Genomic DNA, 17,785 nt, shown 5'->3' on the forward strand with positions numbered 1-17,785 from the left:
GTTCACCCGTACCGGGGTAGCCCGCTCGGCGCACGGGACATGCGCCGGCACCGGCGGGCGGGGACCTTGGGACGGGGCTCCTCCGCCCCGACCACCCACCCCAAGGAGTCCTCATGCGACGCCTCACGACCGCCCTCGGCACCCTCGCCGCGGCGGGCACCCTGGCCATCGCCCTGCCCGCCACGGCCTTCGCCGCCCAAGGGGAGATCATCCTCAACGGCAGGGCCATCAAGAACCCGAGCGGCTGCTACGACGCGCCGTTCCAGCCGCTCTTCCTGCAGAACGGCACCAACGCGCAAGCCCGCGTGTACGACGGCCCCGACTGCACCGGCAGCGTGCTCGCGACCGTTCCTCCCGGCGGCAGCACAGTCCAGGAGTTCGGCGCCAGCGTGTACTTCCCCTGACCGCGACTGCGCGAGAAGTCGGCCGGTCCGACTTCTCGCGCAACGGCGGCCGCCGGGCCGCCACCACTACCCGGCCGACGACGCCCGCGGCCTCGCCGGCCGGCCGCCGAACTCCGGAGTCTCGTCCAGCACCCGCAGCAGCCGCCGCGCCGGTTCGGCCTCCTCCGGCCGCACGGAGGCGGCCAGAGCCACGACGACCGGCCGTCCCGCGTGAACGCCCGCCCTCGCGGCCGCCTCCCAACCCGGCTGGGGCCACCGGCCCGGGTCCCGCACGCGTTCGGCGGCGGCATGCCACTGGCCGGCCCGGCAGATGTCCGTCAGCAGGTCCAGCAGCTCGCCCTTGCAGGCCACGTGCGGTGCCCCGGCCAGTTCGAGCAGGAACGGGACCGTGGGCGCGGTCGCCTCACCGACGACGAACCCCAGCGCGCAGACGGCATCGGCCAGTTCGTCGACGGCGGCCCGCGCCGTCGCCTCATCGCCGTGGGCGATCCGGGACAGCAGCGAGGGGACGCCCCCGGCCGGAGCCCCCGTCGCGTCCCGCAGCCGCCCCCAACGGACTCCGGAAGCGGCCCTCAGCAGGCTCCCCATGCCCCGCCCCCCTTCGGTGTCCTCGCGGCAGCTTCCCCCACGCGGCGACCGCACCGCGCCGCTACCGGGTCAGACGCCGCAGACCCTCAGCGAACCGCTCGCCGCCGGGCACCGGAGGGCCCACGCCGGCGGCCCGGCGTGAGGCGCGCGGCGGGCGCGGAGCGGAGCTCGTCGATGTCGACCGTCGTCAGCGCCACGCGCGCCGGCACGCCGGTGCCCGCTGTGGCGGCCAGCCGCTCCCGCACCTCGCGCGGGGTGCGGGGCCGCCAGCCGGGCCCGTAGCAGCAGCCGGAGTGGAAGGTGACGCCCGCGTTCAGCAGGGCGGTCAGCGCCCGCCACCCGGCGGTGTCGCTCCGCTTCGGCACGGCGAGGTCCTGGCCCGCGTCGATCAGCGCCCCACCGCAGCGCGGGCATCGACTCGCCCATTCACCACGCTTCTTGGACGAGGAACGACAGGGCAGGCACACGTAGTGCCGGTTCGGAGTTCCCCTTCGAAAGCACATCGCACCAGTATGGCGATGCGACGCCGCCTGTCCCAGTGGTTATCGGAAGGGGCTCGGCGGTGCCACGACGCGGGAAGTCGGCCGGGCCGACTTCCCGCGCGCCCCACCGCTACCGCCGCCCCGGCAGGGCCAGGAACGCCAATCCCCCGGCCAGCACGGCGAGGCCGCACCACGAGACGGCCGGCAGCCGCTCGCCCAGGGCGGCCACGCCGAGGACCGCCGCGACGGCCGGTTCGGCGAGGGTCAGTGTGGTGGCCGTCTGGGCGGTGGTGTGCCGCAGGCCGTGGCCGAACAGGCGGTAGGCGAGGAAGGTGGTGACGACGGCGAGGTGCAGCACCACGCCCGCCCCGCGCAGCGAGAGCAGCCAGCCCGGCGAGCCGCCCAGCAGCACCGGCAGGACGATCAGCGCCCCGCCGCCGAACATCGCCCCCATCACCCCGCCCGAGGGGTGCCCGCGCGAGATCAGCCGCCCGCCGATCAGCGAGTACACGGCGTACGAGAGCCCCGAGAGCGCCGCGAGCAGCACCCCGAGGAGGTCCACCGCCGTACCGCCCGCCGTACCGCCCCCACCGAGTCCGGGGCCCAGCACGAGGACGGCGCAGCCGAGCACCGCCAGCGCGGTGGCCCCGGCCCACCGCCCGCCCGGCCGCCCCTGCCGGGCGAGCAGTCCGAGCAGTCCGGTGAACACCGGCGCGCTGCCGAGCGCGATCACGGTGGCCACCGCGACCCCGGTCCGGCTCACCGCCGGGTAGAAGGTGACCGGGTACCCCGCCACCGCGACGGCGCCGGCCGCGAGCAGCCACCGTTCGCGCGGCGCGCACCGCCGGGGCAGAGCGCGGGCGGTGCGGTCGGACAGGAACAGCAGCAGCCCGCCGAGCACCAGCCCGGCGGCCCCGATCCCGGCCGCCGGAGCGCCCCCGGGAGCCAGCGAACTCGCCGTCCCGGTGGTGCCCCAGAGGACGGCGGCGACCAGGATCGGCACCGCGCCGCCGCGCGGGCGGGCAGCCGGACCGGCAGCCGAACGAGCAGCTGAACGAGCAGGCATGCGGACATGCGAAGAGGAACGATTCGGCACAGTCGTGAACTTCCGTCGTCGAAGACCGTCAGAGGGAGGTTTCGAGAACGGGCGCACGCCATCGGCCCACGGCGGCCGTGGTCAGGCCGGGCCGGGGTCGTAGGGGATCAAGCCACCGGAGCGCGCGCCCGATCAGGCGCTGAGCGGTGGCAGCACGACGTGCCAGTACAGGTTCACGGGTCCGATGCTACCCGGGCCCGGGTCGGGAGCTGCGTCAGGAAGGAAGGACACGATCGATGACCACTCTGGAGCGGCGCCACAGCCGGCGGGAGGCGCGCACCGAAGCAGCCGGGGGCGCGCCCGGCTCGCGCGCAACCACCGGCGCGCCGTCGGCGGTGCCGGACCGTCGACCCCGCGCGGAGATGCGGGCCGCAATCGACCGGTTGTCAGTCGTGCGGGTTCTCGGATGTGGGCGGCGCGCTGGACACCGGGCACGGCCACGACTCCGGAGGCGGGCCGAACGCACGACGCGCGGACCGCACCGCCACCGCGCCGACGGCGGCGTTGGCGCCGCCACCGACCACGGCGCCGATGCCGAACGGCGCCACTCGGCCGAGAACGATGATCCCCTGCCTGGTCCCGTACTTGGTGACGAAGTTCTTCCCCAGGACCTTGTTGATCTGCCGCAGGGTCTCCGCCGGCACCTTGGCGACGATCTGACGCGCCCAGTGCTGCCCCGTGCGCTCGGCGATCTTGGGAATGGTGGTGGCGCCGCTTCCGCCGAGCATGATTCCCATCACGATCGTCCGACGGCGCTCGATCTCGTCGATGGGGACTCCGTGGACTTCGGCGATCGAGAGCGCGAAGAGCGCGCTCAGTTCAAGGGACGAGAAGGCCTCGCCCGCCGACAGGGCCAGTGCGACTCCCGTACCGACGCCGGGAGCGGCCGCGGTTCCGCCGACCGCGGCTCCCGCCCCGGTCAAGGCACTGACGTACATCCGCTCCAGGTTGCGGATCACCTGTGCCGGCGTCGCCTCCGGGTTCCGTTGACGGGCCCGGGCTATGTTCTTGCGCACGAGCGGGCCCTGGAGGTTTATCGCCTTGTCCAGGAGATCCAGAACTCGCTGCCCACGTGCGGCCGTCGGCCCGTCGACGGGATCTGCTGCCATGCCTCGAACTCCTCGGGTCGCGTGATGCGCCGGAGTCTCCCACCTGACCGCGTGAACGGGCCATGCGCCGGTTGACGGCCGGTACCGCAGGACCGGCGGGAGGTCCTTCTTCGGCCGAGCCGCTGCCGGCGGGCGGGGTAGCGTTGTTGACCCCATGTCATGTCAGCGTGAAGGAAGCGAGGTTCACCATGGCCAAGGTGCGAGTTCCGGTGACGGCTGGAGCCCTGCTCGCTCTGGCCGCCGTGGCCGGGTGTTCCGGTGAAGGTTCACCGAAGGCGGCCGGCCCGACGGGGGCGATGTCCACCGCCCCGACAGTCCTGGTGACTGTGACGGGCCTCCCGACCCGAGGCCCCGTCCTGCCGGACCCGACGCCCACCTCGGCCGCCCCGGTCGTGGATCCGTCGATCGTCCTCGGGAGCGCCCTCAGGGCGTATCTGCCCACCGAGGGGACCGTCCCGTCGGGTTGGACCCTCACCGACAAGTACGGCCCCAGCACCCCGTCGGACAGCGGATCGCAGGTGCTCTCCGCCACCACGGGGTTGGGGCCCACGGCGCCGTGCGGCGTCATGAACAACCTGACGGTGCTGGACGGCTACGCGGCGTACGCCCGCCAGAACATATGGTCCACCGACGGCGAGCACGCCGGCGGGGTGACCGTGGCTTCCTTCCGCGCCGGCGACGCGGCGAAGCAACTGGGTGTGATCAGGGACTTCGTGGCGCGCTGCCCGTCGTTCACCGAGAAGGGCACGGGCCAGGGACACAGCGATATCGAGATGCGCCTCGTCGCCAAGCCGGTGGCCGGACTGGGCGACGAGGCGCTGGACTTCAAGATGCTCCCGGAGGGGAACTACCTGGGCACCGAGACGATCCTCGTCCGCATCGGCGACCGAGTGCTGGAGCTTCTGGTCAACGCCGGCAAGTCAGGCGATTTCCCTGACGACGCGGTGTCGCTGGCACGGGAGTTGGCCAAGGCGGTCAAGTAGCCGGCCGTGGCGGTCGGCCGGGCGTGGAGGCCGCACCACCCTCGACGACCCCTCCGCCGACGGCCACCGCCCGGATCCGCCAAGTGATGGCAGCGCCGCCGCGATCATGAATATTCACAGGCATCAGCGTGAACCTATGCAGAATCCCAAGGTGAACTACGTAACACACCTTGCATTCCAAGCCACCCGGTTTGCCCGCATGCTGAGATCCGTGCGATAGTCGAGGCAGCCCAACGGCGGGCGACACACCACGCCGACCTGGGCTGATGACTTCGGCGGGCCCGACCTGGCACTGCCGACGCCCATCGCGCGGCACGCACCCCCTTGGCCGGCGCGATGACCTGCAGGGGCCCCCATCCGCCGGACCACGGCGAATCCGGGGGCCCCGCGTGTTTTCCGGCAGGAGGAACCCCTACGGCCGCTCGCGCACCTTCAGCTCGAACCACACGCCCTTGCCCCTCGGCAGCAGGTCCGCCCCCCACCGGTCGGAGAGGTCGTCGACGATCCGCAGCCCCCGCCCCCGCTCGTTCACCGGCTTCGCCTCCGCGAGGATCATGCAGGGCAGCGCCCGCGAGGAGTCCCGGACCTCGACCCGGAGCCAGCCAGGCTTGCGGCTGACGTGCAGCCCGATGGTGCGCCCGGCCGCGTGCCGGACGGCGTTGGCCACCAGCTCGCCGGTCAGCAGTTCCCCGGCCTCCAGGTGCTGGTGGAGCTCCCAGGACTCCAGGACGGAGAGCACCAGCCGGCGCGCCACCGGGGCCGATTCGGGCCGGGACGGCAGCCGCACCTCGTTCGGCGCGGACGGGTCGCGGAGTCTTCCGGAATACATCTCCTCCAGTTCCGCCGAGCTGAGCCGCTCCAGCGCCGACAGCCCGCCCTGGACTCCGATCCAGGACGCCTCGGCCACCGCACCGGCCCCGGGAACTGATGACTGATCTGTTTCGCCCCAACCCGCCATGCGGACCATCATTGCGGAACGCAAGCAGCCGCGTACGGACAATGAGCAAACGATCTCTCCGGGTCGGCATATGCCGGAAGCAAGAGGGGGCCGCCCCGGGCCGACCTCCGTCAAGCCAGGGTTGACCCGCCCCCTCCGGCAGCGGCTCGGAAGCCGCTACCAGCTGCCCCACGGGAGGTTCCAGCCACTCAGGCCGTTCGCCGGGTCGAGCGTCTCCTTCTTGGTCGAGTTCTTCACGATCATCACGTCCCCGACCAGCGTCCCGTCGTAGAACTTGCCCATCGAGGTGCCCGAGCCGCCGCCCTTGACGTCCCGCAGGCCCACGCAGCCGTGGCTGACGTTGTCCTCGCCGAACGCGTCGCTCCAGTAGTTGCCGTGCACGTACGTGCCGGAGTCGGTGAGCCGCATCGAGTGCGGGACCTGGAGGTCGTACGGCGCGCCGGTCATGCCGGGCAGGGTGCTGGACTGCATCCGCACCACGCCCTCCTTGGACATGACCACCATCGTCCCGTTCCAGGTGGGGTGTTCGGGCGAGCCGGAGGTGATGTCGATCTCGCTCGACTGACCACTCTGTACGACCGTCATCTTGTGTGCGGCGGCGTCAACCGTCGAAATCTGGGACCGCCCGATCGTGAAGGGCTCGTCCCGGTCCGCGCCGTACACCCCCGGGGCGATCTCGACGCTCTTCAGCCGGTAGTGCACGACCACCTTCGTCCCGGGCGCCCAGTACTGCTCCGGACGGAAGTCCAGCCGGCGGTCGTCGAACCAGTGGCCCCTGACCACGGTGCCGTTGCTGGTCTCGAAGGTGATGCCCTTCACGACGTCGTCCTTGTTCTTGACGTCCTTGCTGAAGTTCACCGAGACGATCATGCCGACGCCGTAGGTGGCGTCGTCGTCCACGTTGTCCGAGGCCTTGGCGAGCGCCGTCGGGGTCAGCGTGGTGAAGTCGCTGTCCGCCGTGGCGACCGCGCCGTCGGCGTCCGCCGCCATCGCGCTGACCCGGTAGGCGGTGCCCACCTCCAGGCCCGCCGCCGGCGTCCAGGAGGCGCCGTCGGCGGAGATGGTGCCGGGGACCTCCCTGCCCGCCTTGTCGCTCACCTTGACGGTGGTGAGCCTGCCCCCGGTGGCGCCGATCCGGAGCGCGTTCGGCGCCACGTCCACCGCGCCGGCCCCGGGCTCGATGCTCACGACGGCCTTGGAGACCTTCGGCACCGCACTGGTGGCCGTCGCCGCCGGCTTCCCGCCGGTACCGGCACCCGCGGCGGCGCCGGCCCCCAGGTCGGCCTTCGCGGCACCGCCCCCGCCCCCGCCCCCGCCGCCACAGGCGGCCGTCAGCGCCATCGCTCCGCCGACCAGCCCGACGGCCACCACCCTGCGTATCGACCGCATCGTCGACTCCCTCCCTCAGAAGATCCGAGAAACTCCCCGTTGGACCCGACGGACCCGATCGGTATACGCATCCGGTCACCGAAAAGGTTGCGCCGTTCGTGCGTCCCGCCGCCCCGGAAACCGCGGCGGCCCGACCCCAACGAGTGAGGCCGGGCCGCGCGACGGAGGACTCGCCGCGGGGCCCGGACTGCCGGGCCCCGCGTGCGGGTAGGGCCTACCAGTTGGCCCAGTCCACGTTCCAGCCGCCCAGCCCGTTGGAGGGCGCGACGGTCTTCTCCTTGGTGTTCACGATCTTGATCGGGTCGCCGATCATCGAGTCGTTGAAGAACTTGCCGGCGACCGAGGCGTCGCTGCCGCCCTTGACGTCCTGCATCGACACGCAGCCGTGGCTGGCGTTGGTCTTGCCGAACGGGTTGGCCCAGTAGTTGCCGTGCACGAAGGTGCCGGAGGTGGTCAGCCGCATGGCGTGCGGCACGTCCTGGATGTCGTACTCGCCGCCGAGACCGACGGTCTGCGAGTTCATCCGGGTGACCTTCTCCTTGGACATGACCACCATGGTCCCGCCCCAGGACGGCGTGGCGTCCGCGCCCAGGGTGACCGGCACGGTGGTGGTCTGGCCGCCCTTCTCGATGGTCATCTGGTGCGACTTGGCGTCCGCGGTGGAGATCATCGAGCGGCCGATCGTGAACGGCTCGTCCTTGTCCACGTCGCCGTAGACGCCCGGGGCGACCTCGACGTTCTTCAGCCGGTACTTGATGGTCACCTTGGTGTCCGGCGCCCAGTACTTCTCCGGGCGGAAGTCGATCCGCTGGTCGCCGAACCAGTGGCCCTTCACCACGGTGCCGTTGCTGGTCTCGAAGGTGATGCCCTGGACGACCGCGTCCTTGTTCTTGACGGCCTTGTTGAAGTTCACCGAGACGATCATGCCGACGCCGTAGGTGGCGCCGTCACTGATGTTGTCGTTGGTGGAGACCTTCTTCTCCGGCGTCAGCGTGGTGAACGTGGTGGTGGACGCGGCCACCAGGCCCTCGCCGTCCTTGGCCTGGGCGTTCACCTTGTACGCCATGCCCACACCGAGCGGCGCCGCCGGCTTCCAGCCGGTGCCGTCCGGGGTGATCGCGCCCTCGACCGGCTTGCCGTCCTTGTCGGTCACCTCGACCGTGGTGAGCTTGCCGTTCGACACGGACACCTGGAGCCCGTTCGGCGCGACGTCCTGGGCGCCGTCGGCCGGCTGGACCGCCAGCACCGCGGCCGAGGGCTTCGGCGTGGCCCCCGCGCCGCCGTCCGCCGAGGACGAAGCCGCGTTGCCGCCTCCCGAACCGCCCGAACCACCGCCCTTGTCGTCGCCGCACGCGGCGGTGAGCAGCAGCACCCCACCCATGACCAGCGCCATCGCACCCCTGCGCCCGTAGCGGTTGGTGGTGCGTATCGCTGCGCCGGCCGTCTTCCCCGTCTTCACGGATTCTCCCCTCCCGGTATTCACTCTCTTGACGCGTTGAGTGCCCCCATGAGTTGCACCGGACCTCGAACTTTCGAGCCGGGCTGGCGACGCGCCGGAGCAGGATAGCTAAGCCGTCCGAGTGAAACCTGAGAGGAGTCGGGTTGACGATACGTGGATCAACGGTGAAGACGGGACGGAACGGTCGAGACCCTCGGGAAGAGGGACGGACGGGCGGAGAACGAGGACCGGACGGGCAGGAAGGACGGCCCGGTCAGCGCAGCGCGCTCCCGGCCACCCACTGCTCCCACGGCACGTTCCAGCCGTTCAGCCCGTTGTCCGGCGGCACGAGGTCCCCGGACGAGGCCTTCACCTCCAGCACGTCCCCCGGGAGGGTGTGCTCGAACAGCCAGCCCGCCGGGGAGTCCTTGCTCGCCCCGTCCTTGGCGTCGGCCAGCCCGATGCAGCCGTGGCTGGTGTTGGCGGTCCCGAACACCGCCGGGTCCGCCCAGTAGTTGCCGTGCACGAAGGTGCCGGAGCTGGTGAGCCGCATCGCGTGCGGGACGTCCTTGATGTCGTACTCGTCGCCCATCCCGACGGTCTGCGAGTTCATCCTGGTCACCTTGTACATCTCCGACACCACCATCACCCCGCGGTAGGTGGAGTGTTCACGGCTGCCGCCGGAGACCTTGAGCACCCGGAGCACCTTGCCGCCCTGCCCGGCCCGGACGGTCAGGGTGTGGGCGTCCAGGTCGACGGTGGAGACCTGCGCCCGGCCGACGGTGAAGCGCAGGTCCCGGTTCTGGGTGCCGAACTGGCCCGGCGCGCCCTGCACGTCCTTGAGCCGCAGCGCCACCGTGACCCTGGTGCCGGCCGCCCAGTACTGCCGCGGGCGGAAGTCCAGCCGCTGGCCGTCGAACCAGTGGGCGGCCACCTGCACCGGCGGGTCGGCGGTGACCTGGACGGCCCGTTCCACCGCCGCCCGGTCGGTGATCGGACGGCTGAAGCGCAGCGAGACCGGCATGCCGACGCCGACGGTGGAGCCGTCCTCCGGGGTGAAGAAGGCCACGAAGGTGTGCGCCCGGGCGACGGTCGTGAACTCCGAGTGCTGGGCCGCCTTCTGGCCCTGGTCGTCCTCGGCGACGGAGTCCAGGGTGAACGCCGTCCCGAGCGGCAGCGGGCCGTTCGGCGCCCAGCCGGTGCCGTCCGCGGCGATCGTGCCGGGCACCTCGGTGCCCTTGGCGTCGGCCAGCCGGACGGAGACCAGCCGACCCTGGGCGACGGCCACCCGCACCGACCCCTCCGGCTGCACGCCCTGCGCGCCGTCGGCCGGCTGCACGGTGAGCACCGCCTTGGACGGCGTCGGTGGCGCGGTGTACCCGCCCGCCGCGGCCGGGGCCGCGTCCCCGTCCGGCACCACCGGATCGCCGCATCCCGTCAGGACCGCCAGGCAGCAGGCCACCGCCGCCGCGCCCCGCGCCCACACCCGTCCTCGGCGCCGCATCCCGGGGCCCTCCCACTGTTCACGTTTCGACACCGGGGACAACGAGGCGCCTCCCGGCGAAGACACGCCGGACCCCGGCCCGGCACGCCCCCCTGCCCGCCATCCGCCGGTAAGCCCCCGTTCAACGGCTTCCGGTCCGCGCAAACCGGGAAAGAGAGGTGGGCGGGGTCCGGGACACCCCGTCCAGGGAGGGCAGGCCATGGCGTCAGGGCAGGAGCTGGAAGCCGGAGCACCGCCGGTCGGCCCTCCGTGGCCCGGCAGCTGGCAGCCGCTCGGCGCCCGCTACCGCACCGACCGGCTCGGCCGCCACGGCACCAACTTCGCGCTCTGGGCGGGCGGCGCCGAGGCCGTCGACCTGTGCCTCTTCGACGAGGACGGCCGGGAGAGCCGGCACCGCCTCACCGAACAGGACTTCCAGGTCTGGCACGGCTTCCTCCCCGGTGTGCGCCCCGGCACCCGCTACGGCTTCCGCGTGCACGGCCGCTGGGACCCGTGGACGGGCGCCCGCTGGAACCCGGCCAAGCTGCTGCTCGACCCCTACGCCCGTGCCATCGACGGCTGTTACGCCTCCCACGACGCCGCCTGCGCCGCCGTCCGCGACTGGCCCGAGGCCGAGGTCGCCGACACCGTCCGGGACAACCGCGACTCCGCGCCCCACGTGCCCCGGTCCGTGGTCGTCCACGACGACGACGACTGGTACGACGACCAGCGCCCGAAGACCCCGTGGGCCGAGACGGTGCTCTACGAACTGCACGTGCGCGGCTTCACCATGCGCCACCCCGACGTCCCGCCGGAACTGCGCGGCACCTACGCCGGCCTCGCCCACCCCGCCGCGCTCGCCCACCTCACCCGCCTCGGCGTGACCGCCGTCGAACTGCTGCCGGTGCACCAGCACGCCAGCGAGGACCACCTCCAGGCCCGCGGGCTGGTCAACTACTGGGGCTACAACACGATCGGCTACTTCGCGCCGCACGCCGGCTACAGCGCCTCCGGCTCCCGCGGCGGCCAGGTCGGCGAGTTCAAGCGGATGGTCCGCGCCCTGCACGCCGCCGGGATCGAGGTGATCCTCGACGTGGTGTACAACCACACCGCCGAGGGCGGCGAACTCGGCCCGTCGCTCTCCCTGCGCGGCATCGACAACGCCGCCTACTACCGCCTCCCGCCGCACCGCCCGCGCGGCTACGCCGACTACACCGGCTGCGGCAACACCCTGGACACCCGCCGCCCTCAGGTGATCCGGCTGATCACCGACTCGCTGCGCTACTGGGTCACCGAGATGGGCGTGGACGGCTTCCGCTTCGACCTCGCCGCCGCCCTGGCCCGCGGCGGCCCGAACGGCACCGACGACGTCGACATGGACCACCCGTTCCTCGCCGCCGTCGCCCAGGACCCGTTGCTCAGCCGGGTGAAGCTGATCGCCGAGCCCTGGGACGTCGGCCCGGGCGGCTACCAGGTCGGCGGCTTCCCCCCGCTGTGGGCCGAGTGGAACGACAAGTACCGCGACACCGTCCGGGACTTCTGGCGCGGCGCCCGCCCGGACGTCCGCGAGCTCGGCTACCGCCTCTCCGGCTCCTCCGACCTCTACCAGCGGGCCGGCCGCCGCCCGTACGCCTCGGTCAACTACGTGACGGCCCACGACGGTTTCACCCTGCGCGACCTGGTCTCCTACGACCGCAAGCACAACGAGGCCAACGGCGAGGACAACCGGGACGGCACCGAGGACAACCGCTCCTGGAACCACGGCGTCGAGGGCGAGAGCGCGGACCCTTCGGTCAACGCGCTGCGGCTGCGCCAGCTGCGCAACCTGACGGCCACCCTGCTGCTCTCGGCGGGCGTCCCGATGCTCACCGCCGGGGACGAGCTGGGCCGCACCCAGGGCGGCAACAACAACGCGTACTGCCAGGACAACGAGGTCGGCTGGCTGGACTGGTCGCTGCTGGACCAGCCCCGCTGGCAGGAGCTGTGCGAACTCACCGCCCGGCTGGTCCGGTTGCGCCGGGCCCACCCGGTGCTGCGCCAGCGGGCGTTCTTCTCCGGCCGGGCCACCACCCCCGGCGGCCGGCCCGACCTCGCCTGGTTCACCCCGCGCGGCCGGGAGATGACCGAGGCCGACTGGTTCGCGCCGACGGCCTGCCTCGGCATGCTGCTCTCCGGCACCGCGATGTCCGAACGGGACGAGGCCGGGCGGCAGCTCACCGACGACAGCTTCCTGCTGCTGCTCAACGCGGGCCCCCGGCCGGTGGTGTTCACCCTGCCCGGCGAGCCCTGGACGGCGCCGTCCGCCGGGCGGGAGACGGTGGCGGTGCGGGAGACGGTGGCCGGGTGGGAGACCGTGCTCGACACCGCCGACACCGGCGACCCCGCCGACACCGGCGCGGGCGAAGCGCCCCCGCGCGGCGCCGTCGTCCTGGCCGGGCGCTCGCTGCGGCTGCTGCGCACGCCCGGCCGGGACGCCCCGGCTCAGCCGCCGACCACCCCGACCTCGACGTTCTCCAGCACGCCGATCGCGTCCGGCACCAGCACCGCCGCCGAGTAGTAGGTGCTGACCAGGTACGAGGCGATCGCCTTCTCGTCGATGCCCATGAACCGCACGTTCAGGCCCGGCTCGACCTCGTCCGGGATGCCGACCTGGGTCAGGCCGACCACGCCCTGGTTGTCCTCGCCGACACGCATCGCGATGAACGAGGTGGTCTGCTGGTCGGACACCCGGATCTTGTTGCACGGGAAGATCGGCACCCCGCGCCAGGTCGGCCGCTGCTTGCCGAGGACGACGGCGGTCGCCGGATAGACGCCGGCCCGGTTGCACTCCCGCTCGAAGGCCGCGATGGCGCGCGGGTGGGCGAACAGGTAGTCGGTGTCACGGCGCATGCTCAGCAGCTCGTCCAGGTCGTCCGGGGTGGGCGCCCCGGCGCGGGTCTGGATCCGCTGGTCGAAGTCGGCGTTGCAGAGCAGCCCGAACTCCGGGTTGTTGATGATCTCGTGCTCCTGCCGCTCCCGCAGGGCCTCGATGGTCAGCCGCAGCTGCTCCTCGGTCTGGTTCATCGGCTTGTTGTAGAGGTCGGCGACCCGGGTGTGCACCTTGAGGACGGTCTGGGCGACGCTCAACTCGTACTCGCGCGGCTTGAGTTCGTAGTCCACGAAGGCGCCGGGCAGCTCGTACTCGCCCTGGTGGCCCGCCGAGAGGTCGATCGCCGCCTCGCCGTGGTCGTTCTGCGCCTGGGCGGCGTCGGCGGCGAAGCCCAGCAGCTGCTCGCGCAGCGCCTCGGAGCGCTCGATCAGCTCCTGGAGCACCGGCCAGGGCAGCGCCATCACGACCCCGGGGGTGGCCGCCCTCACGGTGTACGGCCAGGTGCCGCCGCCGTCGGTGATCGCCTCGTCGCCGATGTGGTCGCCGTCCGCGAGCGGGCCGAGTTCCGTCTGCTCGCCGTACTTGCCGGTGCCGATCCGGTCCACCTTGCCGTGCGCGATCAGGAACACCTCCTCGATCGGCGCGCCCTCCTGCACCAGGACGTCACCCGGGGCGACGTCCCGCTGCACGAACCGGCGGGCCAGCTCGGCCAGCACCTCCTCGTCCTCGAAGCCGCGCAGCGCCGGCACCTCGGCCAGCGAGGCGGGGATCACGGACACCGACGAGCCGGTCTTGGCGAAGCTCACCCGGCCGCGTCCGGGGGCGTAGCTCAGCCGCCGGTTGACCCGGTAGGTGCCCGCGCTGACCTGCACCCACGGCAGCATCTTGAGCAGCCACCGGGAGGTGATCTCCTGCATCTGCGGCTTCGACTTGGTCGTCGTCGCCAGGTTCCGCGCCGCGGTCGTGCTGAGGCTGAGCTGGGCCCGTACCTGCACGGTTGCGGAGCCGGGCCCGGGGGTGGGTTCGGTTTCGACCGTCATGTGCTCACTCCTGTCACTCGCGTATCCATGTGCATCCGTCAGGAGTTGTCATCGGCCGATCGGCAGGCGCTCGCAAGAGGCGCGCGGCGCATTCGGACCCGCACGAACGACGGTGCGCGCCCCGCGTTCCGCGCCTGATCCGCCCGCTCGGGTGGCCGGTTCTCGACGAGCGGGGCCGACAGGGGCGAAAAACCGGATGAGAAGTGACGGCCTCTCTGCCTACCCTCACCGCGATGGCCGAGAACCGACACGACACCGAGAATCCGACCCCGGAGGGCCCCAGGGCCGACGGGGCAGACAGCCCCGCACCCGCGCCCCGGCACTCCGCGGTCCGCTCCCTGCTGCGCCTGTGGCCGTACGCCCGGGCCGTGCGCGGCCGGCTGGCGGTCTCCGTGACGGCCGCCTCGCTCGCCATGGTGAGCACCCTCGCCGTCCCCGTGGTCCTCGGCCGGATCGTGGACGGCCCGCTGGCCGAGCACGACCTGGCCGGCCTCTGGCCGCTGATCGGCCTGCTGCTGGGCCTCGGCCTGTTCGAGGCCGCGCTGTTCTACACCCGCCGGGTGGTGCTGGCCCGCCCGCTGGCTGGGCTGGAGACGGCGATGCGCGGGGACCTCTTCGCCAAGCTCCAGCGGCTGCCGATCTCCTTCCACGACCGCTGGGGCTCCGGCCAGCTGCTCTCCCGGGCCACCGCCGACATGTACACCATGCGGCTGTTCCTGGCCTTCCCCCTGGTCTTCCTGATCGTCAACACCGTGATGTTCCTGGCCGGCACGGTGGTGATGTTCACCCAGGACTGGCGGCTCGCGCTGATCGCCCTGGCGCCGTTCGTGCCGCTGTTCCTGTTCACCCGGCGGTTCGAGGCCGGCTACTCCGCCGCCTCCCGCCTCGCCCAGGACCAGAACGGCGACATCGCCACCGTGGTCGAGGAGTCCGTCCTCGGCATCCGCATCCTCAAGGCCTTCGGCCGGCACCGCTCGATGGCCGAGCGCTTCCACGCCCAGTCCCAGGAGCTGCGCCGCACCGAGCTGCGCAAGTCCCACCTGCTCGCCAACCTCTGGGCGATCACCGTCGGCCTGCCGGAGCTCGCGCTCGGCTGTGCCCTCGCCGTCGGCGCCTACCTGGTGGCCCACGACGAGCTGAGCGCCGGCACCCTGGTCGCCTTCCTCTCCACCGCGCTCGCCCTGCGCTGGCCGGTCGAGTCGCTCGGCTGGCTGCTCGCCTACTCCAACGAGGCCGCCACCGCCACCGACCGCTTCTTCGAGGTGATGGACGAGCCGGACGACCCCGAGACGGGCACCGCCACCGGGCTCGGCGCCGCGGACGGCATCCGCTTCACCGGCGTCCGCTTCCGCTACCCCGACGCCCCCGAGGACAGCCCCGACCTCCTGGCCTGCATCGACCTGCACATCCGCAGCGGCGAGACGATGGCCCTGGTCGGCGCCACCGGCAGCGGCAAGACCACCCTCACCGCGCTGCTCCCCCGGCTGTACGAGGCCACCGCCGGCACCATCACGCTGGACGGCCGGGACATCCGCGAGCTGCCCCGGCAGCGGCTGCGCGAACTCGTCGCGATCGCCTTCGAGGATCCCACCCTGTTCTCCGCCACCATCCGGGAGAACGTCCTGATGGGCGCCCCCGGCGCCGGCGAGGAGCAGCTGCGCTCCGCGCTCGCCACCGCCCAGGCCGGCTTCGTCGAGAAGCTGCCCCAGGGCGTGGACACCGAGGTCGGCGAGCAGGGCCTGAGCCTGTCCGGCGGCCAGCGCCAGCGCCTCGCGCTGGCCCGCGCGGTGGTCGGCGACCCGGCCTTCCTGGTGCTGGACGACCCGCTCTCCGCCCTGGACGTGCACACCGAGGCCCTGGTCGAACGGGCGCTGCGCGAGGTGCTCGGCACCACCACGGCCCTGGTGGTCGCCCACCGGCCCAGCACCGTCCTGCTCGCCGACCGGGTCGCGGTGCTGGCCGACGGCCGGATCGAGGCCGTCGGCACCCACCAGGAACTGCTGCGCGACTGCGCGCACTACCGACAGCTGATGTCGGGCGAGTCCTCCCTGCTACCCGAACGGAGCAGCGCATGACCACCACCGCCGCCCCCGTGCAGGCCGGGCCCGTCGACCCGGCCGAGGAGGAACTGCCCCCGGCGCCCGCCGACGAGGAGGACATCCCCGTACCGCCCGGCGCGCCCGGGGCGCTGCTGCGCTCGCTGCTCCGCCCGCACCGGGCCCGGATCGCCGTCGCCATGCTGGTGATCCTGGTCCAGGAGGCCGCGCTCCAGTCCGGCCCGCTGCTGGTCGCGGTGGCGATGGACCGCGGCATCCCGGCGCTGCGCGAGCACGACGCCGGCCCGCTGATCGCGGTGGTCGCGGCCTACCTGTTCTGCGCGCTGTTCGGCCCGGTGCTCCAGTGGGCGTTCATCAAGATCAGCGCCCGGGTCAACCAGGACGTCGTGCTGGAGCTGCGCGGCCGGATCTTCCGGCACGCCCAGCGGCTCGGCCTGGACTTCCACGAGCGCTACACCTCCGGCCGGATCATCTCCCGCGCCACCAGTGACATCGACGCGCTGCGCGAGCTCCTCGCCGAGGGCCTCCAGGAGCTGCTGACGGTCATCCTGTCGGTCTGCTACATCTCGGTGCTGCTGCTGGCGCTGGACTGGCAGCTCGGCCTGGTCTCGCTGGCGTCCGCCGTGCCGCTGGGCCTGATCGCCCGCTCCTTCCGCCGCCGCTCGCGCCGGGTCTACCGGCGCTCGCGCACCTCGGCCGCCTCGCTGATCGTCCGCTTCAGCGAGACCATGAACGGCATCCGCCCGGTGCAGGCCTTCCGCCGGGAGAAGGCCAACGACGCCGCCTTCGGCGTGGTCAACCAGCAGTCCGCCACCGCGACCGCGGACGGCCTGCTGGAGATCGCCCGCTACGTCGGCCTCTCCCGGGCCACCGCCAACCTGTGGACCACCGGCGTGGTGCTGCTCGGCGCCTACCTGGTCGTGGACGACGCGCTGGAGCTGGGCGTGCTCACCGCCTTCGCGCTCTACCTGCGCCGGCTCTTCGACCCGATCGACCAGCTGGCGATGTTCCTGAACAGCTACCAGTCGGCCGCCGCCGCGCTGGAGAAGATCTCCGGCCTGCTCGCCCACGAGCCGACCGTCGCCGAGCCGGACGAGCCCGTCGAGCTGCCCCCGGCCACCGGCAAGGGCCGGGAGGTGGCCTTCGAGGGCACCCGCTTCGCGTACCGGACGGGCAAGGAGGTGCTGCCGCCCTTCGACCTTCGGATCCCGGCCGGCCAGACGGTGGCGGTGGTCGGCGCGACGGGCGCGGGCAAGTCGACGGTCGCCAAGCTGCTGGCCCGCTTCTACGACCCGACCGACGGCCGGATCCGGCTGGACGGCGTGGACCTGCGCGACCTCTCCGCCGCGGACCTGCGGCGCGGGGTGGTGATGGTGACCCAGGAGTCGTTCCTGTTCTCCGGCACCGTCGCCGAGAACATCGCGATCGGCCGCCCCGGCGCCACCCGCGAGGAGGTCGAACAGGCCGCCCGGGACATCGGCGCGTACGAGTTCATCGCCGCCCTGCCGGACGGCTTCGACACCGACGTGCGCAAGCGCGGCGGCCGGATCTCGGCCGGCCAGCGCCAGCTGGTGGCCTTCGCCCGCGCCCTGCTGGCCGACCCGGCGGTGCTGATCCTGGACGAGGCGACCAGCTCCCTGGACGTCCCCGGGGAGCAGGCCGTCCAGCGGGCGATGCGCACCGTGCTGGCGGGCCGGACGGCCGTGATCATCGCCCACCGGCTCTCGACGGTGGAAATCGCCGACCGTGTCCTGGTGATGGATCAGGGCCGGATCGTGGAGGATGGCTCCCCAGGGGAGCTGATTGACGGCTCCGGCCGTTTCGCCGCCCTCCACCGGGCCTGGCGGGACAGCCTGGTCTAGCCGGGCCCCATGAATGTGCCCGTCCGG

The 17,785-nt window shown here is 72.6% G+C and carries 12 protein-coding genes and 1 pseudogene; 4 read left to right on the forward strand and 9 right to left on the reverse strand.

Annotation, left to right across the window (positions count from 1 at the left end; translation table 11 throughout):
- Positions 1-113: 113 nt before the first annotated feature.
- The gene (locus ACZ55U_RS22570) at positions 114-404 is read left to right on the forward strand and encodes a hypothetical protein (RefSeq protein ID WP_465528251.1); all 291 of its coding nucleotides are present in this window, start codon (positions 114-116) and stop codon (positions 402-404) included.
- Positions 405-470: 66 nt separating this feature from the next.
- Here the strand turns inward: ACZ55U_RS22570 and ACZ55U_RS22575 are convergent, their stop codons facing one another.
- From ACZ55U_RS22575 to ACZ55U_RS22590, 4 genes are all read right to left on the reverse strand, one after another.
- Positions 471-992, reverse strand: a complete 522-nt coding sequence (locus ACZ55U_RS22575) for a hypothetical protein (protein ID WP_465528253.1) — start codon at positions 990-992, stop codon at positions 471-473.
- A gap of 86 nt (positions 993-1,078) precedes the next feature.
- Positions 1,079-1,357, reverse strand: a complete 279-nt coding sequence (locus tag ACZ55U_RS22580; RefSeq protein WP_465528255.1) for a hypothetical protein — start codon at positions 1,355-1,357, stop codon at positions 1,079-1,081.
- Positions 1,358-1,604: 247 nt separating this feature from the next.
- Positions 1,605-2,540 carry a DMT family transporter gene (locus tag ACZ55U_RS22585; protein WP_465528257.1) on the reverse strand — a complete coding sequence of 312 codons (936 nt, stop codon included), beginning with the start codon at positions 2,538-2,540 and terminating at the stop codon, positions 1,605-1,607.
- Positions 2,541-2,956: 416 nt separating this feature from the next.
- Complete coding sequence (locus tag ACZ55U_RS22590) at positions 2,957-3,679, reverse strand: hypothetical protein (protein ID WP_465528259.1); 723 nt, start codon at positions 3,677-3,679, stop codon at positions 2,957-2,959.
- A gap of 326 nt (positions 3,680-4,005) precedes the next feature.
- Between ACZ55U_RS22590 and ACZ55U_RS22595 the strand changes: the two genes are divergently transcribed.
- Positions 4,006-4,662: a hypothetical protein gene (locus ACZ55U_RS22595; RefSeq protein ID WP_465528261.1), complete on the forward strand. Its 657-nt coding sequence runs from the start codon at positions 4,006-4,008 to the stop codon at positions 4,660-4,662.
- 412 nt (positions 4,663-5,074) lie between these two features.
- Here the strand turns inward: ACZ55U_RS22595 and ACZ55U_RS22600 are convergent, their stop codons facing one another.
- The 4 genes from ACZ55U_RS22600 to ACZ55U_RS22615 all read right to left on the reverse strand — a co-directional run bounded on the left by ACZ55U_RS22600 (position 5,075) and on the right by ACZ55U_RS22615 (position 9,951).
- Positions 5,075-5,569 carry an ATP-binding protein gene (locus tag ACZ55U_RS22600; protein WP_380700894.1) on the reverse strand — a complete coding sequence of 165 codons (495 nt, stop codon included), beginning with the start codon at positions 5,567-5,569 and terminating at the stop codon, positions 5,075-5,077.
- A gap of 207 nt (positions 5,570-5,776) precedes the next feature.
- The gene (locus ACZ55U_RS22605) at positions 5,777-7,009 is read right to left on the reverse strand and encodes a L,D-transpeptidase (protein ID WP_465528263.1); all 1,233 of its coding nucleotides are present in this window, start codon (positions 7,007-7,009) and stop codon (positions 5,777-5,779) included.
- Between the two features lie 214 nt (positions 7,010-7,223).
- The gene (locus tag ACZ55U_RS22610) at positions 7,224-8,468 is read right to left on the reverse strand and encodes a L,D-transpeptidase (protein WP_465528265.1); all 1,245 of its coding nucleotides are present in this window, start codon (positions 8,466-8,468) and stop codon (positions 7,224-7,226) included.
- Between the two features lie 253 nt (positions 8,469-8,721).
- Complete coding sequence (locus ACZ55U_RS22615) at positions 8,722-9,951, reverse strand: L,D-transpeptidase (RefSeq protein WP_465528267.1); 1,230 nt, start codon at positions 9,949-9,951, stop codon at positions 8,722-8,724.
- Positions 9,952-10,150: 199 nt separating this feature from the next.
- Here ACZ55U_RS22615 and glgX point away from each other — a divergent pair, with 199 nt between their 5' ends.
- Positions 10,151-12,487 (forward strand): glycogen debranching protein GlgX, encoded by a 2,337-nt coding sequence (gene glgX, locus ACZ55U_RS22620; RefSeq protein ID WP_465528269.1) that lies wholly within the window; start codon positions 10,151-10,153, stop codon positions 12,485-12,487.
- Here glgX and ACZ55U_RS22625 read toward each other — a convergent pair.
- On the reverse strand, positions 12,412-13,839 hold the full coding sequence (locus tag ACZ55U_RS22625) for a family 2B encapsulin nanocompartment shell protein (protein ID WP_465528271.1): 1,428 nt from the start codon (positions 13,837-13,839) through the stop codon (positions 12,412-12,414). The genes glgX and ACZ55U_RS22625 overlap by 76 nt on opposite strands.
- A 233-nt stretch (positions 13,840-14,072) precedes the next feature.
- Between ACZ55U_RS22625 and ACZ55U_RS22630 the strand changes: the two are divergent.
- Positions 14,073-17,758 (forward strand): annotated as a pseudogene (locus ACZ55U_RS22630) (ABC transporter ATP-binding protein).
- Positions 17,759-17,785: the final 27 nt, after the last annotated feature.

The sequence above is a fragment of the Kitasatospora sp. NPDC034533 genome, assembly GCF_055575155.1.

Coding starts and splice junctions, on each gene's coding strand:
- ACZ55U_RS22575 (WP_465528253.1), bottom strand. CDS start 992: ATGGGGAGCCTGCTGAGGGCCGCTTCCGGAGTCCGTTGGGGGCGGCTG.
- ACZ55U_RS22590 (WP_465528259.1), bottom strand. CDS start 3,679: ATGGCAGCAGATCCCGTCGACGGGCCGACGGCCGCACGTGGGCAGCGA.
- ACZ55U_RS22615 (WP_465528267.1), bottom strand. CDS start 9,951: ATGCGGCGCCGAGGACGGGTGTGGGCGCGGGGCGCGGCGGCGGTGGCC.
- ACZ55U_RS22605 (WP_465528263.1), bottom strand. CDS start 7,009: ATGCGGTCGATACGCAGGGTGGTGGCCGTCGGGCTGGTCGGCGGAGCG.
- ACZ55U_RS22585 (WP_465528257.1), bottom strand. CDS start 2,540: ATGCCTGCTCGTTCAGCTGCTCGTTCGGCTGCCGGTCCGGCTGCCCGC.
- ACZ55U_RS22570 (WP_465528251.1), top strand. CDS start 114: ATGCGACGCCTCACGACCGCCCTCGGCACCCTCGCCGCGGCGGGCACC.
- glgX (WP_465528269.1), top strand. CDS start 10,151: ATGGCGTCAGGGCAGGAGCTGGAAGCCGGAGCACCGCCGGTCGGCCCT.
- ACZ55U_RS22625 (WP_465528271.1), bottom strand. CDS start 13,839: ATGACGGTCGAAACCGAACCCACCCCCGGGCCCGGCTCCGCAACCGTG.